The 21,756-nt window shown below is 67.3% G+C and carries 20 protein-coding genes; 12 read left to right on the top strand and 8 right to left on the bottom strand.

The genetic code is table 11. The features are described 5' to 3' along the window. Positions 1–7: 7 nt before the first annotated feature. The 3 genes from ACQQ2N_RS11720 to ACQQ2N_RS11710 form a co-directional block, all read right to left on the bottom strand. Positions 8–727, bottom strand: coding sequence for a hypothetical protein (locus ACQQ2N_RS11720; protein WP_440221759.1), 720 nt, complete (start codon positions 725–727; stop codon positions 8–10). A gap of 153 nt (positions 728–880) precedes the next feature. Next, positions 881–2,050: a hypothetical protein gene (locus ACQQ2N_RS11715; protein WP_440221758.1), complete on the bottom strand. Its 1,170-nt coding sequence runs from the start codon at positions 2,048–2,050 to the stop codon at positions 881–883. A 419-nt stretch (positions 2,051–2,469) separates the two neighbouring features. Next, complete coding sequence (locus ACQQ2N_RS11710) at positions 2,470–4,272, bottom strand: DUF885 domain-containing protein (protein WP_440221757.1); 1,803 nt, start codon at positions 4,270–4,272, stop codon at positions 2,470–2,472. 159 nt (positions 4,273–4,431) lie between these two features. Here ACQQ2N_RS11710 and ACQQ2N_RS11705 point away from each other — a divergent pair, with 159 nt between their 5' ends. The 11 genes from ACQQ2N_RS11705 to ACQQ2N_RS11655 all read left to right on the top strand — a co-directional run bounded on the left by ACQQ2N_RS11705 (position 4,432) and on the right by ACQQ2N_RS11655 (position 14,086). Continuing rightward, the gene (locus ACQQ2N_RS11705) at positions 4,432–5,259 is read left to right on the top strand and encodes a hypothetical protein (RefSeq protein ID WP_440221756.1); all 828 of its coding nucleotides are present in this window, start codon (positions 4,432–4,434) and stop codon (positions 5,257–5,259) included. A 44-nt stretch (positions 5,260–5,303) separates the two neighbouring features. After that, entirely contained in the window at positions 5,304–5,681 is a 378-nt protein-coding gene (locus tag ACQQ2N_RS11700; RefSeq protein ID WP_440221755.1) for a DUF4345 domain-containing protein, read from the top strand. A 71-nt stretch (positions 5,682–5,752) separates the two neighbouring features. Next, complete coding sequence (locus ACQQ2N_RS11695; protein ID WP_440221754.1) at positions 5,753–6,304, top strand: sigma-70 family RNA polymerase sigma factor; 552 nt, start codon at positions 5,753–5,755, stop codon at positions 6,302–6,304. Next, the gene (locus ACQQ2N_RS11690) at positions 6,301–7,029 is read left to right on the top strand and encodes an anti-sigma factor (protein WP_440221753.1); all 729 of its coding nucleotides are present in this window, start codon (positions 6,301–6,303) and stop codon (positions 7,027–7,029) included. The genes ACQQ2N_RS11695 and ACQQ2N_RS11690 overlap by 4 nt, the downstream gene beginning before the upstream one ends. A gap of 316 nt (positions 7,030–7,345) precedes the next feature. Further along, a complete protein-coding gene (locus ACQQ2N_RS11685; RefSeq protein WP_440221752.1) occupies positions 7,346–8,296 on the top strand; it encodes an acyl-CoA desaturase in 951 nt (316 codons plus the stop codon). Next, the gene (locus ACQQ2N_RS11680; protein ID WP_440221751.1) at positions 8,296–9,555 is read left to right on the top strand and encodes an NAD(P)/FAD-dependent oxidoreductase; all 1,260 of its coding nucleotides are present in this window, start codon (positions 8,296–8,298) and stop codon (positions 9,553–9,555) included. The genes ACQQ2N_RS11685 and ACQQ2N_RS11680 overlap by 1 nt, the downstream gene beginning before the upstream one ends. Beyond that, positions 9,552–10,334, top strand: a complete 783-nt coding sequence (locus ACQQ2N_RS11675) for a DUF1365 domain-containing protein (protein WP_440221750.1) — start codon at positions 9,552–9,554, stop codon at positions 10,332–10,334. Before ACQQ2N_RS11680 ends, ACQQ2N_RS11675 begins: the two co-directional genes overlap by 4 nt. Beyond that, the gene (locus ACQQ2N_RS11670; RefSeq protein WP_440221749.1) at positions 10,331–11,614 is read left to right on the top strand and encodes a class I SAM-dependent methyltransferase; all 1,284 of its coding nucleotides are present in this window, start codon (positions 10,331–10,333) and stop codon (positions 11,612–11,614) included. The genes ACQQ2N_RS11675 and ACQQ2N_RS11670 overlap by 4 nt, the downstream gene beginning before the upstream one ends. After that, positions 11,614–12,183, top strand: a complete 570-nt coding sequence (locus tag ACQQ2N_RS11665; RefSeq protein ID WP_440221748.1) for a DUF2878 domain-containing protein — start codon at positions 11,614–11,616, stop codon at positions 12,181–12,183. Before ACQQ2N_RS11670 ends, ACQQ2N_RS11665 begins: the two co-directional genes overlap by 1 nt. Next, positions 12,180–13,001: a DUF1295 domain-containing protein gene (locus ACQQ2N_RS11660; protein ID WP_440221747.1), complete on the top strand. Its 822-nt coding sequence runs from the start codon at positions 12,180–12,182 to the stop codon at positions 12,999–13,001. The genes ACQQ2N_RS11665 and ACQQ2N_RS11660 overlap by 4 nt, the downstream gene beginning before the upstream one ends. Next, on the top strand, positions 12,998–14,086 hold the full coding sequence (locus ACQQ2N_RS11655; RefSeq protein WP_440221746.1) for an SAM-dependent methyltransferase: 1,089 nt from the start codon (positions 12,998–13,000) through the stop codon (positions 14,084–14,086). The genes ACQQ2N_RS11660 and ACQQ2N_RS11655 overlap by 4 nt, the downstream gene beginning before the upstream one ends. Positions 14,087–14,109: 23 nt before the next feature. Here ACQQ2N_RS11655 and ppnN read toward each other — a convergent pair whose 3' ends face one another. From ppnN to grxD, 5 genes are all read right to left on the bottom strand, one after another. Continuing rightward, positions 14,110–15,510 (bottom strand): nucleotide 5'-monophosphate nucleosidase PpnN, encoded by a 1,401-nt coding sequence (gene ppnN / locus ACQQ2N_RS11650; RefSeq protein WP_440221745.1) that lies wholly within the window; start codon positions 15,508–15,510, stop codon positions 14,110–14,112. Between the two features lie 186 nt (positions 15,511–15,696). Beyond that, the gene (locus tag ACQQ2N_RS11645) at positions 15,697–18,915 is read right to left on the bottom strand and encodes a TonB-dependent receptor (protein ID WP_440221743.1); all 3,219 of its coding nucleotides are present in this window, start codon (positions 18,913–18,915) and stop codon (positions 15,697–15,699) included. Between the two features lie 352 nt (positions 18,916–19,267). After that, positions 19,268–19,861, bottom strand: a complete 594-nt coding sequence (locus ACQQ2N_RS11640; RefSeq protein ID WP_440221742.1) for a MarC family protein — start codon at positions 19,859–19,861, stop codon at positions 19,268–19,270. Between the two features lie 13 nt (positions 19,862–19,874). After that, on the bottom strand, positions 19,875–20,639 hold the full coding sequence (locus tag ACQQ2N_RS11635) for an SDR family NAD(P)-dependent oxidoreductase (RefSeq protein ID WP_440221741.1): 765 nt from the start codon (positions 20,637–20,639) through the stop codon (positions 19,875–19,877). Continuing rightward, the gene (gene grxD / locus ACQQ2N_RS11630; protein ID WP_440221740.1) at positions 20,639–20,962 is read right to left on the bottom strand and encodes a Grx4 family monothiol glutaredoxin; all 324 of its coding nucleotides are present in this window, start codon (positions 20,960–20,962) and stop codon (positions 20,639–20,641) included. Before grxD ends, ACQQ2N_RS11635 begins: the two co-directional genes overlap by 1 nt. A gap of 168 nt (positions 20,963–21,130) precedes the next feature. On the opposite strand from grxD, the gene sodB reads away from it, so the two are divergent. Continuing rightward, positions 21,131–21,709, top strand: coding sequence for a superoxide dismutase [Fe] (sodB, locus tag ACQQ2N_RS11625; RefSeq protein WP_440221739.1), 579 nt, complete (start codon positions 21,131–21,133; stop codon positions 21,707–21,709). The last annotated feature ends 47 nt before the right edge of the window (positions 21,710–21,756 follow it).

The raw sequence follows: 21,756 nt of genomic DNA, 5'->3' as shown, positions 1-21,756 counted from the left end.
TGACTTGCTAGGCTGCGCCGGCCTGACTCTTCTTGGTCTGTTCTCTCTTCAGTCTTTCGCGTTCTTCTAGGTGCTTTCGCTGAATTCTAGTGAAAGACATCGCTGCAGCTGCTGCAGCAACCACCACGAGCATTGCCGCTATCGCGGGAAAGATGGCTGAGAACAGGCCTGAGCCAAATGTTAGAGATGCGAACGGCGCGTTCTTTGATAGGACCATAAATAGCGTCATAGAAGCAGCGCCCATGCCCATCATGATGCTCATCATTGAGATCATGCGAGATCGGTATTCTTCCATTCCGGAAGAGGGACGTTCGTCTCTCGGCTTTTGATGAGTACTTGAAGGTTGCGTAGAAGGTGCGGCTACCAACCTAGCCAGCTGAGCACAGTACTCTTCTTTCGTTTTCGCAGAAATGAAACTTGAGTCCATGACCTCCTTCATTAGCTCTTGAGCGATTTCAGAAGCTCGATACAAGTTCTTTGCTTCCACTCCATACTTTCTAGCGGTAGCCTCAATCAGAGACTGAATGATCTCGGAGGCTGGTATTAGCCCCTCAGATATCCCAGGCTTGATTGCATAAATCACTTCACGGTTGGCGCCAAGAACCTTCTGTGCATATTCGCGATTGTCTCTGCGTGACAGGACCATTCTTGAAATTAGTGTAACGATCAGGCCGCTTAAAATACCCCCTCCGATGCCGATAAACCACGGATTGTTGATAACCTCCATTTCAGTACACCTCCTCGTGCGCCCGAACGTTTGAGCTGACCGGACTGCGAAGGCGAGTGCCGCAAGCCCGGACTGAGTTAATGCATCACGTGCTGTAGGCGGGGCTTACCGCCCTCCGGTTGAGGGATGGGTTGGGCTTTATTCTCGCGCCGACTAGAGGACGAGTCGTTCGTCGGGCGAGAAGAACTCGAGCGGTCCGACAGCGCTACCGTCACGGAGAGCGCTGAAGCCGCTATAGAAAAAATCAGTCCTCTCAAAGGTGGGGAAGTTGCGACCATTCTGGCTCTCTGGAGAGCGAGCCAGCTCAACCACCCGACGAAAGATCGTCTCCTCAACCCCGAAGAATGTGAACGATGGGACATCTAGACGGAATGGATCAACTGTAGTGTGGAGATTCCCGCCTTCGGTCCTCTGAAAATCGGCGCTTCTGCCTTCGCTAGCGAAGTACCCACCGACGAAACGCGTGCCTTGAAGTGGCCCTACTACAACTCTCCAAGCGACCGCGAGGACCCGTATCTCGGCGGGCAGAGCAACTCCGCTTGTCAGTGCTTGACCAAGAAGCGGTTGTCGAAGTTTCGCCGCGACGCTTCCGAAGTGAGCCGCAATCGTTGCCTGTGCGAACGGTGGCGAAGATTCAAAATCTAGAGGCTGACTGCCCTGGCTATCCGGATCTTCGGCCCAGATAGTTGTATGCAAGCGAGTGCTGTCCGACTCTGTCGCGAATCTAGTGGCCACGATATGACCTTTCAGGATGCGCTCCACGCCGTTGGCGTCTTTGAGCAGCACTCGACCGAACTGTTTCCTCCAAGCCTCGAACTCCTTGTTTTTGAAACTGATGGGCGAATACCGTCCCTTTGCTTCCGCTAGCAATACCCGGCCTGAAGCGTCGGCGCACAGATAGTCCGGAGTGTCTCCCGGCGCAGACCGTTGAATGCTGAGGCCTTGGAATGGTCTTTGCAGTTGGCGATTTAGCAGTTGCGGCAGATGAGCGAAGTATGTGACATCTAGGTTTTCGTACAAGAACCAGCGGCAAAAAGCCTGCCCCAACTCGTTCGACCGGTGAGACTTGATAGCGGGCGAGACACCAAGACCGGAACCCTGAAACCTGAACTCGCTACAAGGCAACAGAAAGGAGGCGTGCTCAAACTGAGCTGGATCGGGGTTCGGCGGCGCTACACCAAACGAGTCAAGGTAATAGTGGTGATAGAGACTCGCCAACCCCACCGTCAACTCGGAGCGAGCGCTGTCGACCTTCGGGCTGCTCCGTAGCCTCAGGGGGATTGGGCTGTACTTGTTCAGTGCTAGACGGAGCGTCTTGTCCATGCGCCGTTGTCTCCCTATAGCGCCCAACTACATATATCGCGCAAATAGCGGGCCAAGAAGAGACAATCACGCAGTCTGACGAGACTGTCAAGGCGATCTCCCAATGTCGAACATGAGGTTACCCGATCAAGACGCCATGCATGCCTTGAGTGCGCCGAGCGGATATCTGTTTAACAGCGGTGCATCACTCGTGTCACCGCTGGCAAGCGGTGATATTGCCCCATCCACGCCGCAAGACGCCGTGAGGATTTCATGGACAATCCACGGTGATCGACGACGAAGCCCCCGATGCGATCGCGCAATCAACAATCGGAACCTTACGAGCGTACCGCGCACCTGTTCATCTGATTAGCCGTGCGACGCAACCGGGGAGTGCCGCCGAGAACCTAACGGCTCCCAACGGACGTACCGGAATCCGGCTACTGGATCGCCTCATCCAGCATCAACTGCCTCACGAACCGCACCGGCGGCGCGCCGTACGACAGCACCTTGTCGTGGTACGCCTTGAGGTTGAACGCATCGCCCTGCTTGGCCTCCGCCGCCTTGCGCATGTCGAAGTGTTCCTGCACGCCGACGAAGTAGGTCGGCAGCTGTGCGGAGGTGAGTTGCGCGCGGATCCATTTGCCGGCGGCTTCGCGTTCCTGCTGGAAGGTGCGGCGGACCATCAGGTCCATGGCCTGTTCGCGAGTCCAGTTGTCCACGTGCACACCCTGGTCGAGGATCGCGTTGGCGATCGTGCGCAGGTAGAACTTGAGCTGGACGAGGCGGAACAGCGGGTCGTTGTCCATGTAGCCGGCGTCGGCCATCATCTTTTCGGTGTAGACGGCCCAGCCTTCCGCGAACAGACCCGAGCGCAGCACGCCGCGCAGCGTCGAGGGGAAGCGCGCCGAGTGCCAGCCTTCGAGGTAATGGCCCGGCGTGCCTTCGTGGATGCTGAGCAGATGGATCATGCGCGAGTTGTATTCGCGCAGGAACGAGTCGACCTGTTCGGCGTTCCAGTCGTCCGGGATCGGCGAGACCGCGTAGAAGGTCTCGAGACCCTTGTCGAGCGGGCCCGGCGAATCGCAGTAGGCGACCGCGACGCCGCGCTGGAACTCGGGCATCAGGATGATCTTGACCGGCGCATCGGGCAGCGTGACGAGATTGTGCTTCTTGACGAAATCGGTCGCCGAGGCGAGTGCGGCTTCGGCCTCCTCGACGACCTTGTCGCGCGCGGGCTTCTCGGCGTAGGCACGTTCGAGCGCGGCTTCGATCACGGCCTGCTGCTGCGCCTCGTCGGGCGTGTCGGGCATCGGGGGTGCGGTCTTGGCGCCGGCGAGCACGCCACGTGCGATGCCGTACATCTCGGTGCGCACGCGATCGAGCTCGGCCTCGGCGCGCTGGCGGATGTCGGCGCGCGACAGCGACGACAGCAGCGCGAACTGCAGCTTCTGGTCGTACACCTCGGCGCCGATGCGGAACTCGCCCTTCGCGTTCGGCACGAGCGTGCCGTCGAGCCAGGTCTGGTGCTCGGCGACGGCCTTGCGCAGGCCTTCGATCGCGGTGTCGGCGCGCTTGCGCGTCACCTCGTCGAGTTCGCCGAGGTGCGGCGTGATGAACATGTCGACGAGGCCGAGCACGCCGTTGTTCTGCTTGGCGACCGTTTCGGCGTGGATCTTCGGCACGCGTGCGGGATCGAGGTTGGCGCGTGCCTGCGCGAACAGGGTCGGCAGCTTCTCGATGCGCGCGACGGCCGAGCGCAGGCGCTCCGGGCGCGGCGCGAACTCGCGCGCCATGAGGTTGTAGAGCGCGCCGCCGGCGAGGCCGCTGTAGACCTGCGGATCGGTCGCCCAGCCCTGCAGGGTCTCGCTGTCCCAGATGCCGTAGCGCAGCTGGTTGCGCAGGATCGCCGCATCGACCTGGTTCTCGCGCGAGAGCGCCTTGGCGTCGATCGCATCGAGCTCGGCGAGCAGGCCTTTCGATACGGCCAGCGCCTTGGCGCGACCTTCGGGGCGGAGATCGTCGAGCTCGCTGTCGTAGCGGTGCTCGCCGATCTGCGTCGCGTTGACCGGCGACAGCTGCAGCCACGCCGCGAGCGCGCGCTGCGAGAGGTCGGCGAACGCGGTATCGGCATTCGCCGTGGCTGCAGCGGGTTTGTCGGCCGTGACGGGCGGCGGCGTCTCGGCCTTCTGGCAGGCCGCGAGGGCGGCGATCAGGGCGAGGGCGAGCAGTGGGGTACGCATGGGACGGGATCCGTAGCGGTGCGGCGTCGCACGTGGAGGCCAAGCATAGGCAGAACCCGTGGGTCATGGCACGGTGGCGTGCGTCATGTTGACGAGGCACCGTGCATCCGCCTGGCGTCATGCCACGTACCTTCCCGCACTGCACGAGACGGCCCCGCCATGCCTTCGCTCCGTACCCGTTCAAGCGCTCCCCTCTCCCCCCATGGCGGCCTCGCCGGCGCGGCGGTCGCGATCGCGATGCTCGGCGCCGCCGGCGATCTCGCCGCGACACCGGTCGTGCGTTACGACGGTGTCGCCTACGACGCCCGCGACCGCGTGCTCTATCGCGAATCGCACGGGCTGCGCGGCGACCACGGCGCGCGTACGCTCGTGGTGCTGTTCGAGTGCCCGGACGGCAAGGCGTTCGCACGCAAGCGCGTCGACGAGAACGGCACGCCCGAAGCGCCCTCGTTCGCGCTCGAGGACGCGCGCTCGGGCTATCGCGAAGGCGTGCGCGCGGCAGGCGGCGATGGCCGCGAGGTGTTCGTGCAGCGGCGCGCGGAACAGGCCGAGAAGTCGGCACCGCTGCCGGTCGCATCGGACCTCGTCCTCGATGCGGGCTTCGATGCGTTCATCCGCGGCCACTGGGATGCGCTCGCGTCGGGACGGCGCATGACGATGGCGTTCCTCGTGCCGAGCCGCCTGTCGACCGTGCCGTTCAGCGTCGAGCGCGTCGGCGAGACGACGGTCGACGGCGCGCCGGCGACGCGCTTCCGCCTCGAGGTCGACGCCTGGTACGCATTCGCGTTGCCGGCGATCGACGCGACCTACGTGACCGCCACGCGCACGATCCGCACCTACAACGGCCCGGCCAACGTGCGCAACGCGGACGGCAAGCCGCTCGACGTGCGCATCGAGTTCCCCTCCTCGGACCGGCACGACGATGCCGATGCCGCCGCGTTCGAACGGCTCGCCACGGCGCCGCTCGACGGCCGCTGTATCCTCTGACGACACGCACGTGTCCTTTCCCGCCCCGCTGCCGGAGAACCTGCATGACCGCGATCTACCTGTGGATCAACGCCGTGCTCTACGCCGGCCTCGCCGCGTGGTGCACGCTGGCGCCGACCGCGACCTCGCAGGCGGTGGGCTTCACGCAGCTGTCGGCCTCCGGCCGCTCCGAGTACGCGGTGATCTACGGCGGCATGCAGTTCGGCTTCGCCTTCCTGTTCGGCTGGGCGGCACTCGGCGGGCACCTGCGCTTCGGGCTCGTGTTCGCGCTGGCGCTGTACGTGCCGATCGTGCTGTTCCGCGCGGTCAGCCTGTGGCGCTTCTGGCCGGTAGGACCGACCACGCTGTGGACCGCCGTGCTCGAGGTGCTGCTGCTCGGCGCGGCGCTGGCGCTGTGGTGGAGCGGTCGCGCGATCGACTGACGGCGTTCATCGACGGCGCGCGGAACCGTGTAGGATCGAGCGGACTTTCCCACGCTGCCCGCGGAGACCGCATGGCCGAGGCCGAGACGGTGAACGACGATGTTCTCGCGGGCCTGATCGCAGCGACGGCGCGCGGTGACGCGAACGCGTTCGAACGCCTCTACCGCGAGACCTCGGCAAAACTCTTCGGCGTCTGCCTGCGCATGCTCGCGCGTGCCGAGGCGGAGGAGGTCGTGCAGGACGTCTACGTCGCCGTGTGGCGCAAGGCCGACCAGTTCGATCCGGACCGTGCGCGTGGCATGACGTGGCTGTCGATGATGGCGCGCAACCGCGCGATCGACCGCCTGCGCGCGAACCGCAGCGAGATCGCCCGCTCTGTCATCACTCTCGACGACGAACCGGCCGCCGCGGCCGACGACGCCGCCGCGACCATGCAGGACGTGCATCGCCTCGACGACTGCCTCGACGAACTCGAAGCCCCGCGCCGCACGCTGATCCGTACGGCGTTCTTCGAAGGCGCGACCTACGAGGAACTCGCGCAACGCAGCGCGACCCCGCTCGGCACGGTCAAGAGCTGGATCCGCCGCGGCCTTCTCAAGCTCAAGGCCTGCCTCGAGCGATGAACACGACGCCGACCGACCTGCCGCCGCCGGAAGGCGATCCGGCCGCCGAGTACGTGCTCGGCGTGCTCGATGCGCCGGCACGCCGCGAGGTCGAGGCGCGTGCCGCACGCGATGCGGTGTTCGCGCGCGAGCTCGCCGTGTGGGAAGAACGCTTCATGCCGCTGCTCGCGGACATCGAACCGGTCGCCGTGCCGGCGCGCGTCTGGGAACACCTGCGCGCGATGGTCGGCGGTGGTGCCACGGCATCCGCGACGCGCAGCAGCGGATCCGCGGGATGGTGGGAAAGTCTCGCCGTGTGGCGTGCATTCGCGGGACTCGCCACGGCCGCGGCCTTGGCGTGCGCAGTCGCGCTGGTCGTGTTGCCGCGCGGCACGCTGCCCGAGCCCGGCGCGGCGATGGTGTCCACGCTCGCGCACGATGACGGCAGCGCCGGCTTCGTCGCGCTGATCGAACCCTCGCGCGGCCAGCTCACGCTCACGCCGGTCGCCGCCGCGACCAGCGGCGGACGCGTGCCCGAACTGTGGCTGATCCCGAAGGATCAGGCGCCGCGTTCGCTCGGTGTCGTCGACGTGACGCATTCGCGGGTCGTTCGCATTCCGGAAGCGATGCTCGCCGAGGTCGGCACCGAGGCGGTGCTCGCGGTGACGCTGGAACCGCCGGGTGGCGCGCCCGAGGGCAAGCCGACCGGGCCGATCGTCGCGAAGGGTGGCGTGGCGGTGCTGTAGCGCGTGCCGCCCGCGGTGGCGCGCGGGCTTCCGATCCATGCGACGAACGCTTCGCGACGGCATCACGTGGAGCCATCTTTTCCCTTCTCCCTCCGGGAGAAGAGCCTGCCCCGTACCCCGATACGGGGTGGCCCGAAGGGCCGGATGAGGGTTCGGGATCGCGCCGACGATCTGCCGTTGTCACGATCCCGCACCCTCTCCCCAACCCCTCTCCCGGAGGGAGAGGGGCTCGAGCGCGGGTGGCTCTCAGCGTGCATCCGGGTGGCGGTCCGCTCCGTAACGATCAGGTGACCCACGCACGAGGATCCCGTCGTCCATGGCATCGCTCCCTGCCCGCTCCGCGCGCCCTCGCATCGCCACGGCGCTGCGCCGCTGGTTCGACACCGCGCAGGACGCCCCACTCGACGCCGACGCGGATCGCATCGACGTGTGGCGCGCGCTGCCGTTCGTCGCGATGCACCTGGCCTGCCTGGGCGTGTTCGTGGTCGGCGTGTCGCCGTTCGCGCTCGCGGTCGCCGCCGTGCTGTATGCGGTGCGCATGTTCGCGCTGACCGCGTTCTACCACCGCTACTTCGCGCATCGCGCATTCCGTACCTCGCGCGTCGTGCAGTTCGTGTTCGCGGTGATCGGCGCCTCGTGCGTGCAGCGCGGGCCACTGTGGTGGGCCGCGCATCATCGCCATCACCACCGCCACACCGACACGCCCGACGATCCGCATTCGCCGCGCGAGCACGGCCTGCTGTGGAGCCACATGGGCTGGTTCCTGACGCGGCGCGCGTTCCGCACCGACCTCGATGCGCTGCCGGACTTCCGCGGCTTCCCCGAACTGCGCCTGCTCGACCGCTTCGACACGCTCGTGCCGATCCTGCTCGCGGCGGCGCTGTTCGCGCTCGGCAGCGTGCTCGAGAGCGCCGCGCCCTCGCTCGGCACGAGCGGGCCGCAGCTGCTCGTGTGGGGTTTCTTCGTCTCCACCGTCGTGCTGTTCCATGCGACGGTCACGATCAACTCGCTCGCGCACCGCTGGGGCACGCGACGCTTCGCCACGCGCGACGACAGCCGCAACAACGCGCTGCTCGCGCTGATCACGTTCGGCGAGGGTTGGCACAACAACCACCATCATTTCCCGGGCTCGGCGCGGCAGGGCTTCCGCTGGTGGGAAATCGACGTGACGTTCTACGGCCTCAAGGCGATGCAGCTGCTCGGCCTCGTGCACACCCTCAAGCCGGTGCCGGCCACGCTGCGCCGGCCCATGCGGAAGGACGCCTGATGCGCATCGCGGTGGTCGGCGCCGGCATCGCGGGCCTCGGCACGGCGTGGCGCCTCGCGCCGCGCCACGAGGTGGTGCTGTTCGCGGCCGACGATCATCTCGGCGGTCACACCCACACGCACGCGGTCGAGGTCGACGGCCAGCGCCTCGCCGTCGACACCGGCTTCATCGTGTTCAATCCCGCGCACTACCCGCTGCTGACCGCGCTGTTCGCGACGCTCGGCGTGGCCACGCAGCCGACCACGATGAGCTTCTCGGTCAGCGATGCGCGCAGCGGCCTCGAGTACAACGCGGGCTCGCTGCGTGGCCTGTTCTGCCAGCCGCGCAACCTCGCCAATCCGCGCTTCCTGCGCATGCTCGCGGACCTGCGTCGCTTCTATCGCGAGGCGCCCGCACTGCTCGCCGACGCCTCGCCGGGACCGAAGCTCGGCGACTGGCTCGCCGCACACGGCTACTCGGACGCCTTCCGCGACGACCACCTCGTGCCGATGGCCTCGGCGCTGTGGTCGTCGCCGTCACGGAGCATCCTCGAGTTCCCGATCGGCCACCTCGTGCGCTTCATGGCCAACCACCACATGCTGCAGCTCACCGGGCGGCCCGAATGGCGCGTCGTGACCGGCGGCTCGCGCTGCTACGTCGAGGCGATGCGCGCGCGCTGGAACGTCGAGGAACGCCCCGCCTGCGCGGTCACGCGCGTGACGCGCGAGGCCCACGGCGTGCACGTCGAAAGCGCCGCGGGCCGCGAGGCGTTCGACCACGTGGTGCTGGCCTGCCACGCCGATACGGCGCTCGCCATCCTCGGCGATGCGACGCCGCACGAGCGCGCGATCCTCGGCGACCTCACCTACCAGGACAACGAGGTCGTGCTGCACACCGACGCGACGATCCTGCCGCGTCATCCCGGTGCGTGGGCGGCGTGGAACGCCCACGTGCCCGAGGACCGCGACGCACCATGCAGCGTGAGCTACTGGATGAATGCGCTGCAGTCGATCCTCTCGCGCGAGCCGCTCGTGGTGACGCTCAACCGCAGCGCCGACATCGATCCCGCACGCGTGCTGCGGCGCCTGCACTACCGGCATCCCGAGCAGACGCAGGCGTCGGCGCTCGCACAGCAGCGCAAGGTCGAGATCCAGGGCCATGCGGGAACCTGGTTCGCCGGTGCGTACTGGGGCCACGGCTTCCACGAGGACGGCCTGCGCAGTGCGTACGAGGTCGCCGATGCGATCGAGCATCTGCCGCGCGCGAGTGCCGCCGCATGACGACGGCGCTCGCCAGCGCGATCTACGAAGGCCGCGTGGTGCATCGCCGCCACGCGCCGCGTGCGCATGCGTTCCGCTACCGCGTCGCGATGCTGTATCTCGATCTCGACGAACTCGACCGCGTGTTCCGCGGCCGCCTGCTGTGGAGCGTCGGGCGTCGCAACGTCGCCGCGTTCCATCGCGCCGACTACCTCGGCGATCCGGATCGACCGCTGGCCGACTGCGTGCGCAACCGTGTCGAGGAGGCCACGGGGCGTCGCCCGCGTGGGCCGATCCGTCTGCTCACGCATCTGCGCTACGCGGGCTACGTGTTCAATCCGGTCAGCTTCTACTACTGCTTCGGCGAGGACGGGACGACGCTCGAGGCGATCGTCGCCGAGATCACCAACACGCCATGGAAGGAACGCCACGCCTACGTGCTGCCGGTCGCGACCGCGACCACGCGTGGCGACGGTCTTTCGTGGTCGTTCGCCAAGTGCTTCCACGTGTCACCGTTCCTCGCCATGGACCACGACTACGCCTGGCGCTTCACGCCACCCGGCGCAACGCTCGGCGTGCACATGGACGTGCTGCGACGCACGCCGGAGGGCGAGCGCGAGTTCGACGCGACGCTGCACCTCGCGCGGCGACCGCTCGACGGCACGAACCTCGCGCGCGTGCTGTGGCGCTTCCCGCTCATGACCGCGACCGTCGTCGCCGCGATCCACTGGCAGGCCTTGCGCCTGTGGCTGCGCGGCACGCCCGTCCACGACCATCCCGACAAGGCGATACGCCCATGACCCACCTCGATGCCACGCCCGCCACGCCGACGTCGCTCGACGCCGCGCCACGCGAACGGCGCAGCGTCACGTGGCTGCGGCGGCGCCTGCTGGCCGTGCTCGACGGCTTGCGCGATGCGCGCATCACGCTCGAGGAACACGGCCACACGCACGTGCTCGGCCACGCCGAACCGGGCAGCGCGACGACGCTCGAGGTGCGCGTGCGCGTGCACGATGCGTCGTTCTGGCAGCAGGCCGCGCTGTACGGCAGCGTCGGCGCCGGCGAGGCCTACATGGACGGTGCCTGGGACTGCGACGACCTCGTCACGCTGGTGCGCATCCTCGTGCGCAACCGCGACCGGCTCGATGCGATGGAGCGCGGACCCGCACGCCTCGGCGGCTGGATCATGCGGGCCTGGCACACGCTCGCGCGCAACACGCGCGCCGGCAGCCGCCGCAACATCGCCGCGCACTACGACCTCGGCAATGACCTGTTCACGCTGTTCCTCGACGACAACCTCATGTATTCCTCGGCGATCTACGCCGACGAACACGAATCGCTCGAGAACGCCTCCACGCGCAAGCTCGACCGCATCTGCACGAAGCTTGGGCTCGCTCCGCACCACCACGTGCTCGAGATCGGATCGGGCTGGGGCGGCTTCGCGCTGCACGCCGCACGCCACTACGGTTGCCGCGTGACCACGACGACGATCTCGCGCGAGCAGCACGCGCTGGCGACGCAGCGCGTGGCCGAAGCGGGCCTCGCCGACCGCGTGACCGTGCTACTGCAGGACTACCGCGACCTCGACGGGCGCTACGACCGCGTCGTCTCGATCGAGATGATCGAGGCGATCGGCCACCAGTACCTCGACACCTACTTCCGCACGATCCGCGCACGCCTCGCCGACGACGGCCTCGCGCTCGTGCAGGCGATCACGATCGAGGACCACCGCTACGCGCAGGCACTTCGTGCGGTCGACTTCATCAAGCGGCACATCTTCCCGGGCAGCTTCATCCCGTGCATCTCGGCGATGACCTCGTCGATCGCGCGCACCGGCGACATGAAGCTGTTCCACCTCGAGGACATCGGGCCGAGCTACGCGCTGACACTGCGCGCGTGGCGCGAACGCTTCACGGCACGCGTCGACGAGGTGCGCGCGCTCGGTTATCCCGAACGCTTCGTGCGCATGTGGGTGTTCTATCTCGCCTACTGCGAAGGCGGCTTCCTCGAACGCTCGATCGGCGACGTGCAGATGCTGCTCGCCTGCCCCGGCGCACGACCGCCGCAGGTCGCCGCGTGATGGCGCCGTCACGCCGCACCGCGATCATCGTCAACGCGGTGGCGTTCCAGCTCGTCTGGTTCGCGGCGGTGATCGGCGCTGCGCACGGTTACGGCTGGGCCGGACCTGCGGCATTGCTCGTGTTCGCGGCGTGGCAGCTGCAACGCGGCGTGCGCAAGCGCGGTGACGTGACGCTGATGCTGGTCGCGCTCGCGACGGGCTTCACCTGCGACACGATCATGGTCGCCGGCGGCTTCGCGATCTACGCGTCACCGTTTCCCGGCGCGCCGATCGCACCGGTCTGGATCCTCGCGCTGTGGGCCGGTTTTGGATTGACGCTGCAGCACTCGCTCGCGTGGCTCGTGCGCAGGCCGTGGCTCGCCGTGGTGCTCGGCGGCACGCTCGGGCCGCTTTCGTACCTCGGCGCACAGCGCGCGTTCGCGGCCGTGTCGTTCGCCGAACCGCGCACGACCGCGATCGTTATGCTCGCGATGCTGTGGGCGATGGCGCTCGGAGTTCTTTCCACGGCTTCACGCCGGTCTGGCGGGTTCGACATGCGAGCGACCACGATCGGAGGGACGACCCCATGAGTGCATGGACGGCTTTCGCGAGCGTCGCCGCGTTCGCCACGGGCGCGATGCTGGCGGGTTGGGCCTGGCAGGTGCGCACGCGCAACGCCGGCATCGTCGACGTGATCTGGTCGGCCGGCGTCGGCGTGTCGGCGGTGCTGCATGGCGTGCTCGGCGACGGCGCGACGGTACCGCGTGTGCTCGTCGCGACACTCGGCGCACTGTGGGGCCTGCGCCTCGCCACGCACCTCGCGCGCCGCGTGCTCGGCGAGAACGAGGATGGCCGCTATGCCGCGCTGCGCACGCACTGGAACGGCGACCAGCGCCGATTTCTCGCCTTGTTCCTCGCCCAGGCCGTGCTGATCGTGCTGTTCTCGGTGCCGTTCTGGCTCGCCGCGCGCAACCCGGTCGATGGCCTCACGCCGTGGAGCGTGCTCGCGATAGCGACATGGCTGCTCGCGGTCGGCGGCGAATCGCTGGCCGATCGCCAGCTCGCGGCGCATCGCGCCGATCCGGGCCAGCGCGGCCGCACGTGCCGGCGCGGCCTGTGGCGCTGGTCGCGGCATCCGAACTACTTCTTCGAGTGGCTGCACTGGTTCACCTACGTGTTTCTCGCGATCGGTGGCGGCGTCGCGGGCGTGTTCGCGAGCCTCGCCGGACCGGCGCTCATGCTCGCGATGCTGTATCGCGTGAGCGGCATTCCCTACAGCGAGGCGCAGGCGCTGCGTTCGCGCGGCGACGACTACCGCGAGTATCAGCGCACGACGAGCGCGTTCTTCCCGTGGTTCCCGCGCGATGCGGCCACGCCCCCAGCGGACACGACGAGGCGAGCACGATGACGGCATCGACCACACCAGAGGCGCAGGCGACGACGCCCGCCGCGCGCGAGCCGCTCGCGATCCGACTCGCCGAAAGCGGCGCGATCCCCGACGCGCTGCTGCGCCTCGCGATGCGTCGCCTGTGCACGCAGCGCCTCGACGAGGAGCGCCACGGCAGCGTCGACGCCGTCGCCGAACGCCAGCGCGAACGCCTCGATGCCCTGCGCGGAAGTGCGATCGCGATCGAGACCGACGCGGCCAACACGCAGCATTACGAGCTGCCGCCGGCCTTCTTCACGCACTGCCTCGGCACGCACCTCAAGTACAGCGCGTGCTGGTGGGACGAGACCACGCCCGACCTCGACGCGGCCGAGACACGCATGCTCGAGCGCTACGGCGAGCGCGCCGAACTCGCCGACGGCCAGCACGTGCTCGAGCTCGGCTGCGGCTGGGGTTCGCTGACGCTGTGGATGGCGGCGCGCTATCCGTCTTCGCGCATCACCGCAGTGTCGAACTCGCGACCGCAACGTGCCTTCATCGAGGCACGCTGCCGCGAGCGCGGGCTCGACAACGTCGAGGTGGTGACGGCCGACGTCAACACGCTGCGCCTGCCCGAGGCGCGCTACGACCGCGTGGTCTCGATCGAGATGTTCGAGCACATGCGCAACTACGAGCACCTGCTCGCACGCATCGCGTCGTGGCTGCTGCCGGGCGGCAAGCTGTTCGTGCACCTCTTCTGCCACCGCACGCTGCTGTACCCGTTCGAGACGCAGGGCGACGGCAACTGGATGGGGCGGCACTTCTTCACGGGCGGGCTCATGCCGGCCGCGGACACGCTGCTGCACTTCCAGCGCGATCTCGCGCTCGAGCAGCGCTGGCTGCTGTCGGGAACGCATTACGAGAAGACCGCGAACGCATGGCTCGCGCGCCACGATGCGAACCGCGAGGCCGTGCTCGCGGTACTGCGTGAGGCCTACGGCGAGGCGGAGGCCGCACGCTGGAACCAGCGCTGGCGCATGTTCTGGATGGCCTGCGCCGAGCTGTTCGGCTACGCCGGCGGCGACGAATGGCTCGTCGCGCACTACCGCTTCGCGCGCGCGGCCTGAGCGGCCGCGCGCGCGAAGCGGCATCAGTCGACCTGCACGCGGTAGCACGGCACGTAGGCCGCGCCACCCGGCAGCTTCATGCGCTGCTGCACGACGAAGCTCGCGAGCAGCTCATCGAGCGCCTGCATGATCTCGCTGTCGCCGCGGATCACGAACGGACCGAACTGCTCGATCGCGCGCATGCCCTCGAGCTTGACGTTGCCGGCGACGATGCCCGAGAACGCGCGGCGCAGATCGGCGGCGAAGAGGTGCTTGGGCTGGTCGCGGTGCAGGTTGAGACCGGCCATCGCCTCGTGGGTCGGGCGGAACGGCACCTGCAGGCCCGGGGCGATGTTGAGCGCCCAGTTGAAGAAGAACGCGTCCTTGCTGTCGAGGCGGTGCTGGCGCACGCGCTCCACGCCCTTGATCACCTGGCGCGCGACGAGCTCGGGGTCGTCGATGATGATCTGGTAGTGGCGCGCGACGTCGTCGCCGAGCGACAGGCGCAGGAAGCGGTCGATCTGCTCGAAGTACGCGGCCGACTTGCGCGGGCCCGTGAAGATCAGCGGGAACGGCAGGCTGTCGTTCTCGGGGTGCAGCAGGATGCCGAGCAGGTAGAGGATCTCCTCGGCCGTGCCGACGCCGCCCGGGAACACGATGATCGTGTGCGCGATGCGGACGAACGCCTCGAGGCGTTTCTCGATGTCCGGCATGATCACGAGGTTGTTGACGATCGGGTTCGGCGACTCGGCCGCGATGATGCCCGGCTCGGTCACGCCGATGTAGCGGTTGCCGCGGCGGCGCTGCTTGGCGTGCGCGATCGTCGCGCCCTTCATCGGGCCCTTCATCGCACCGGGGCCGCAGCCCGTGCAGATGTCGAGGCCGCGCAGGCCGAGCTGGTAGCCGACCTGCTTGGTGTACTCGTACTCGTCGCGCGAGATCGAGTGGCCGCCCCAGCACACGACGAGGTTCGGATCGACGTTCGCGCGCAGGACGCGTGCGTTGCGCAGGATGTCGAACACCGCGTGCGTGATGCCCGAGGAATCCTCGAGGTCGAAGCCCTCGGCCTCGAGCTGCGTGGCGACGTAGACGATGTCGCGCACGACCGCGAACAGCAGCTCGTTGATGCCGCGGATGATGCGGCCGTCGACGAACGCGTGCGCGGGCGCATTGGTGAGCTCCAGGCGCACGCCGCGGTCCTGCTGCAGCACCTGGATGTCGAAGTCGTGGTAGAGCTCGACGACCGTGCGCGGGTCGTCGCTGACGTGGCCCTGCGTGAGCACGGCGAGTGCGCAGCGGCGCAGCAGCTGGTGCAGGCCGCCCGAGCTCGCGTCGCGCAGGCGCGCAACTTCGTGGCGGGAGAGCACGTCGAGTCCCGCAGCCGGCGCGATGCGCGCCGTGACGGTGAGGGGACGCGGGAGATCCTTGAGGGGTGTATCGCTCATCGTGGGTGTCCTGGAGCCGCTCCATGCGGCGATGCAACGCGCACCGGACGTCCCGGGCTGCGCGGGTCGGCTAGCATCGGGCAAGGCCTTGCGGCGGTCAACCGAGGCCGGCCGGCGATGCGGCCACAAAAAAAACCGGCGCCCTCGCGGGCGCCGGCTTCGTGTCACGTCACGTGGAACGGTGGATCAGAAGCGGTAGCGGATCGTGCCCTGGACCGACCAGCGCGACACGCCCGTGTTGACGCCGTCGCCGTTCGTCTCCTGGATGCTGAGACGCTGCGCACCCGTGCCGGTGTAGTGGTAGACGTACTTGCCGGTGGTCGGGTCGATGCCGCCGAAGTTGGCGATGCCGAGGTTCGAGTTGAAGCCCGCGTCCTCGATCTGGCCCCACTTCTTGTTGAACAGGTTGCCGATGTTCATGATGTCCAGCGTCAGCTCGAGCTTGTCGTTGGCCATGAAACCCGGGAATTCCTGGCTCAGGCGCACGTCGAAGCTGTTGAGCCAGCCGGCACGCAGCGCGTTGGCCGGGACGACCTTGCCGCGGTACTTGCCGATGTCCGGATTGGCCGCGAGCCACGCGAAGAACGCCGACTCCTGCTCCGCCGCCGTGTAGGTGCGGCCACCGGTGGTGATCGGGGTGAAGATCACGTCGCCCGGGCCCGTCGGCACGTAGAACAGGTCGTTGAACGAACGGCTGTCACCATTGGCGTCGTTGTAGAACACGGCGCTGTACGGACGACCCGTGCGGCCTTCGTAGACGACCGACGCGGTGGTCTTGTTGTCGCCGAAGAACTTCCACTCCTTGGTCAGGACGCCGGTGACGCGGTGCTTGAACGCGTAGCGCGAGTCGTAGGCCACTTCCTCGTTCGCATTCAACGCGAGCTGGTTGTTCCAGTTCGACGTGTTCTGCGAGCTCGTCATCGGGCTCACTTCCTTGGCCTGCGTGTGGGTGTACGCGGCGAGCCAGGACCAGCCCGACTCCTTCATCGGCTTGGCGAGGCTCAGCGTGATCTGGTTGCCGTTGCCCTTGTCCGTGTTGCGCACGATCATGACGTCGCCGATGTCCGACGGACGGTTGGCGCGCGCCACGCCGCCGGTCGGCGCCGTGAGCGAGGTGTTCCAGCGCGTCGGGTCGATGCCGTTGGCGTTCCAGAAGATCGCACGGCCGTCCGGACCGGTGTAGGTCGGCGCGCCGACGTCGAGGCGGCCCATGTAGATGCCGTCCTTGTTCCAGAACGTCAGCACTTCAGCCGACGCGACGATGCCCCACCACGGCAGCTCGTGGTCGAACGCGACGTTCGCCTTCCACACCGACGGCATCTTGAAGCCCGGCTCGATGATGTCGACGTTCTGGCGCGCACCGACCGAGCCCGAGGTCGGCTGGTTGTTCGGATCGGGGCTGAAGATCGGACCGATGCCGCCGGCGACGCTGGCGCTGTACTCGACGTAGTTGCGGCCGGTGTTCTGGTAGGCACCCGAGATCCACACGTTGGGCGGCGAGCCCATGAACAGGCCGAAGCCACCGCGGACCTGCGTCGGACGCTCGGCTTCGATGTTGTAGTTGAAGCCGAAGCGCGGCTGGATGACCTTGCCGTCGGGCAGGTTGGTGTTGTCGAAGCCGTACAGCTGCTCGATGCGCGCGTTGTAGAGCGGCGTGTTCTTGAAGTCCGGCTGGTCGATGCGCACGCCGTACGTCAGGTTCAGGTTGTACGTCGCCGCCCAGCTGTCCTGGATGAACAGCGCGGTGTTCTCGATCTCGAAGCGGGCCGGGATGTCGGCGTAGCTGCCACCCGGGGCCGGCGCGCGGTAGTCGTACTGGCGCGGGATGCCCTGCTGGAACAGGTCGATGCTGCCGAAGCGGTACACGCCGTTCTGGTTGCGGCCGTAGTAGTTGAAGATCTCGTTGTTCGACCAGTCCACGCCGAACTTGATCGTGTGGTCGCCGATGAAGTAGTTGCCCGCGAAGAACGCGCTCTTTTCCTTCGTCTCGACGACGTTGACGTGGCGGTTCTGCTCGGTGCCGAGGAACAGCGTCGAGTTGCCGATGTCGATCGCGATCTGCGGCAGGTTCGAGGTCGGCTCGGCGATCGCCGAGTAGTCACGGTACGACACCTTCAGCTCGGTCGAGAAGTTCTCGGTCCAGTCGCTGAAGAGCTCGCCGACGTAGCTCTCGAACGTCTTGTTCTGGTTGTACCAGTGCGAGTTGAGCGAGATGCCGGTCGTCCAGCTCGACGGCGGCAGCTTGGCGACGTCCTGCGCCATCTTGCTGTAGCGGAAGCTGGCGCGGTGGCTCTCGTTGATGTTCCAGTCGATCTTGCCGGCGTATTCCTCGATGTCGGTGCCGAGCGCGTCGACGCCCGCGAGCGAACCCGCGTCGAAGCCCCACGTGGTCTGCGCGATCTGCTGCACGCGCGCGATGTCGGCGTCCGTGATGAGGCCACGGCCGTACGGCGAGTTGGTGATGTCCGGACCCGGCGCGCGACGCTCGAACTTCTCGTAGTTGAGGAAGAAGAACAGCGTGTCCTTGATCAGCGGACCACCGAACGTGAAGCCCTTGGTCTGCTCGTCCTTGAAGCCGGCGAAGTCGTTGCCGTTGCGGTCGTCGCCGACCATCTTCTTGTCGCGGTAGACGCCGTAGACGCTGCCGTGGAACTCGTTGGTACCGGACTTCGTCACCGCGTTGACGACCGCGCCGCTGCCGCCCGACGTCGTGACGTCGTAGTTGGCGAGGCCGATGTTGATTTCCTCGATCGCATCCATCGACACGGGCTGGCGCTCGGTCGGGAGGTTGTTCGACTCGAGGCCGAACGGATCGTTGGTCGACACGCCGTCGATGCGGATCGCATTGAAGCGCGTGTTCTGGCCACCGGCCGAGATCGCGCCGTCAGCCTTGCTGACCTGCGAGATGCGCGGGTCGAGGCGCATGTAGTCCTGGATGTTGCGGCCGATCGACGGCAGCGACTCGATCTGCGCGCTCGACAGGTTGGTGCCCGTGCCCATGTTCTCGGAGCTGAACACGCTGCCCGAGGCGATGCCGGTGACGACGATCGTGTCGAGGCTCTCGGTCGGCGCGAGGCTCGCGCTCACCGTGTTGGCTTCGCCGAGCTGCAGGAACACGTTCTCGCGCGTCTCGGTCTCGCCGTTCTTCGTGATCGTGATCGTGTACGGGCCGCCGACGCGCAGGCCACGCGCCGAGTAGCGGCCGGCCTCGTCCGTCGTGACGCGGCTGACCGTGCCGGAGGTGGTGTGGGTGATCACCACCTCGGCGCCCGTCGCGGGCTGGCCGCCGGCATCCGTGATCACGCCACCCAGCGATGCGGAGGTGCTCTGCGCATACGCGCCCGACACCGCGAACATCGAGGAAAGCATCAGCGGCAGCAGCCGCATCGTCAATCGCTTCGTCATTACAACCATCCTCTCGGCTATATGAAATACGTGGACATGCCGCGGGCCTCGTGGTCTCGTGCGGCTTGCACGGATCACGCGGCTCGCGGCTGGAAAATCGTCGTCGGCGATCTCGTCACCCGCCCGGCTTCGGTGCCCCCACGCCGGCGTGCGCGTTCGCTCGATTCTTGTTAACCACAGTTTAACCCGACTATGTGACAGATTTCTAACAGAATCTGCGGGCGTCGGGAGGCCTTGGCTGAACGTGTTTCCCCTGTCCGATCACGGACATGGCGCGCGATCGGACGATGCGAGCACGGCACCTTTTGCAATCAAGCGATTGGCTGGCCTTCCTGCCGCCCTACATGAAATCTTAACGAATCGCCCGTACGTAGGCGACGACGCCGTCGAGGAACATCTGCACGGACAGCGCGACGAGCAGCATGCCCATGAGCCGCTCGGTCGCGACGAGCACGCTGTGGCGCAGCCAGCGGTACAGGAAGATCGAGCCGACCAGGATGACCGACGTGGCCAGCCAGGCTGCGAACAGCGCGAGGCTCCAGTCGGCCGTGCGGCCCGGATTGCTGTTGGCGAGCAGCATCACCGCGGCCATCGTCGAGGGTCCGGCCACGGCGGGGATCGCGAGCGGCACGATGAACGGCTCGCCGCCTTCGTCGCCGCCGAAGATGCCGTCCTTGGGCGGGAAGATCATGCGGATGCCGATCAGGAACAGCACGATGCCGCCGGCGATGCTGACCGACTCCTGCTTGAGCTGCAGCGCGGCGAGCAGGTACTTGCCGCCGAACAGGAACGCGAACAGCACGACCAGCGCGATGACGAGCTCGCGCACGACCACGATCAGGCGGCGCTCGGGCGCGACGTTCTTGAGGAGCGCGAGGAAGAACGGGATGTTCCCGAGCGGATCCATGATCAGGAACAGCAGGATGCCTGCCGACAAGGTGCTCACGGTGCGGCCTTCTTCAGTCCGTGCGCAGGTCGAGCGTGCGGCCGCGCCATTCCGCGGCCTCGCGTGTCAGCAGCCACGCGGCGGTCGCGCCGGCTGCGTCGGGCGACTCGCGGTCGGGCGCGCTCTCGCCGAAATAGGCCATGCGGCGCAGCGCCGTGCGCATCGGCGCCGGCAGCAGGCCGTGAACACGAAGGGTCCCCGACTCGGTCTCGTCGTGCAGGATCCCGGCGAACGCGCCGAGCGCGGCCTTGGCCACGCCGTAACCACCCCAGTACGCCTTGTGCGATCGCGCGGGATCGTCGAACACGAACACGATGGCGCCGTCGCCGGCCTCGCGCAGCAGCGGCAGGCAGGCCTGGGTCAGCAGGAACGGGGCGAGGTGGTTGACCTGCTGCGCGCGCAGCCAGTCGTCGGGCTTGCTCTGGTCGACCGGGCGCAGGCCGTCGAAGTGCGCGGCTGCATGCACGATCGCATCGAGGCGACCGCATTGCTGCTGCACAGCGTCGGCGAGGCCGGCGTAGTCGTCCGGCGTCGCGCCTTCGAGATTGAGCGGATAGATGGCCGGTTGCGCCGCGCCTTCGATCGCCTCGATCGCGTCGTACGCGGCCTCGAGCGGCTTGACCTTGCGGCCGCACAGCACGACCATCGCGCCGGCGCGCGCACAGGCGAGCGCAGTGGCGCCGCCGAGGCCGCCGCTCACGCCGGTGACGAGCACGACGCGCCCGCGCAGCGTTTCGGGGGCCGGCTGCTGTACGGCCCCGCGCGACGCCGCAAGCATCAGCCTGCGACCCGATGGATGTCCTTGACGATGCGCTCGAGCTCGCCGCTCTCGTAGAGCTCGAGCGCGATGTCGCATCCGCCGATCAGCTCGCCATTGATGAAGAGCTGCGGGAACGTCGGCCAGTTCGAGTAGCGCGGCAGGTTGGCGCGGACGTCGGGATCCTCGAGCACGTTGACCGACACGAACGGCGCACCGATCGCCTTGAGCGCCTTGGCCGTGCGGCTCGAGAAGCCGCACATCGGGAACGTCGGCGTGCCCTTCATGAAGAGGACGATCGGCGAGGACTCGACGGTCGACTTGATGCGTTCGATGATATCCATGGGAATTCGACTCGGAGGAAGATGCGGCAGGGCGGTTCAGTCCGTGCTGCGCCGCGGGTGGCATGGTACCAGCCCGCCACGGCGCCGGTTGATTTGCCCCGGGGCGGCTTCATATGCTGGCGTGCTCCCCTCCCCTCAACCCCTACCCATCGGCAAGGAGATCCCACCATGGCCATCGAGCTTCCCCCGCTTCCCTGGGCACGCGACGCGCTCGCGCCGCACATCTCGGCCGAGACGATCGATTACCACTACGGCAAGCATCACCAGACCTACGTCACCAACCTCAACAACCAGATCAAGGGCACGGAGTTCGAGGAGCTTTCGCTCGAGGAGATCATCCGCAAGTCCAGCGGCGGCATGTTCAACAATGCCGCGCAGATCTGGAACCACACCTTCTACTGGAATTGCCTGGCGCCCAACGGCGGCGGCGAGCCGACCGGCCGCCTCGCCGACCTCATCAACAAGGCGTTCGGCGATTTCGCGACGTTCAAGGACGAGTTCACCAAGACCTCGGTCGGCACGTTCGGCTCGGGCTGGGGCTGGCTGGTGCAGCGCCCGGACGGCAGCCTCGCGCTCGCGAGCACGTCCAACGCCGGCACGCCGCTGACCGGCAGCGACCGCGCGCTGCTGACCTGCGACGTGTGGGAGCACGCGTACTACATCGACTACCGCAACGCGCGTCCGAAGTACGTCGAGGCGTTCTGGAACCTCGTCAACTGGGAGTTCGTCGAGAGCCAGCTGGCCTGACCCTCGACCGGCGCGGCGGTGACGCCGCGCCTTCTTCGCGCCGCCGG

Origin of the sequence: Dokdonella aquatica (assembly GCF_051987395.1) — a bacterium.
Lineage (GTDB): Bacteria > Pseudomonadota > Gammaproteobacteria > Xanthomonadales > Rhodanobacteraceae > Dokdonella.
Note: the sequence above shows the minus strand (reverse complement) of the source record. Positions and strands in the feature narration are given on the sequence as shown.

Bases quoted from the DNA above. Each gene is read 5' to 3' on its own strand.
- ACQQ2N_RS11720 (WP_440221759.1), bottom strand. From the start codon at position 727: ATGGAGGTTATCAACAATCCGTGGTTTATCGGCATCGGAGGGGGTATT.
- ACQQ2N_RS11715 (WP_440221758.1), bottom strand. From the start codon at position 2,050: ATGGACAAGACGCTCCGTCTAGCACTGAACAAGTACAGCCCAATCCCC.
- ACQQ2N_RS11710 (WP_440221757.1), bottom strand. From the start codon at position 4,272: ATGCGTACCCCACTGCTCGCCCTCGCCCTGATCGCCGCCCTCGCGGCC.
- ACQQ2N_RS11705 (WP_440221756.1), top strand. From the start codon at position 4,432: ATGCCTTCGCTCCGTACCCGTTCAAGCGCTCCCCTCTCCCCCCATGGC.
- ACQQ2N_RS11700 (WP_440221755.1), top strand. From the start codon at position 5,304: ATGACCGCGATCTACCTGTGGATCAACGCCGTGCTCTACGCCGGCCTC.
- ACQQ2N_RS11695 (WP_440221754.1), top strand. From the start codon at position 5,753: ATGGCCGAGGCCGAGACGGTGAACGACGATGTTCTCGCGGGCCTGATC.
- ACQQ2N_RS11690 (WP_440221753.1), top strand. From the start codon at position 6,301: ATGAACACGACGCCGACCGACCTGCCGCCGCCGGAAGGCGATCCGGCC.
- ACQQ2N_RS11685 (WP_440221752.1), top strand. From the start codon at position 7,346: ATGGCATCGCTCCCTGCCCGCTCCGCGCGCCCTCGCATCGCCACGGCG.
- ACQQ2N_RS11680 (WP_440221751.1), top strand. From the start codon at position 8,296: ATGCGCATCGCGGTGGTCGGCGCCGGCATCGCGGGCCTCGGCACGGCG.
- ACQQ2N_RS11675 (WP_440221750.1), top strand. From the start codon at position 9,552: ATGACGACGGCGCTCGCCAGCGCGATCTACGAAGGCCGCGTGGTGCAT.
- ACQQ2N_RS11670 (WP_440221749.1), top strand. From the start codon at position 10,331: ATGACCCACCTCGATGCCACGCCCGCCACGCCGACGTCGCTCGACGCC.
- ACQQ2N_RS11665 (WP_440221748.1), top strand. From the start codon at position 11,614: ATGGCGCCGTCACGCCGCACCGCGATCATCGTCAACGCGGTGGCGTTC.
- ACQQ2N_RS11660 (WP_440221747.1), top strand. From the start codon at position 12,180: ATGAGTGCATGGACGGCTTTCGCGAGCGTCGCCGCGTTCGCCACGGGC.
- ACQQ2N_RS11655 (WP_440221746.1), top strand. From the start codon at position 12,998: ATGACGGCATCGACCACACCAGAGGCGCAGGCGACGACGCCCGCCGCG.
- ppnN (WP_440221745.1), bottom strand. From the start codon at position 15,510: ATGAGCGATACACCCCTCAAGGATCTCCCGCGTCCCCTCACCGTCACG.
- ACQQ2N_RS11645 (WP_440221743.1), bottom strand. From the start codon at position 18,915: ATGACGAAGCGATTGACGATGCGGCTGCTGCCGCTGATGCTTTCCTCG.
- ACQQ2N_RS11635 (WP_440221741.1), bottom strand. From the start codon at position 20,639: ATGCTTGCGGCGTCGCGCGGGGCCGTACAGCAGCCGGCCCCCGAAACG.
- grxD (WP_440221740.1), bottom strand. From the start codon at position 20,962: ATGGATATCATCGAACGCATCAAGTCGACCGTCGAGTCCTCGCCGATC.
- sodB (WP_440221739.1), top strand. From the start codon at position 21,131: ATGGCCATCGAGCTTCCCCCGCTTCCCTGGGCACGCGACGCGCTCGCG.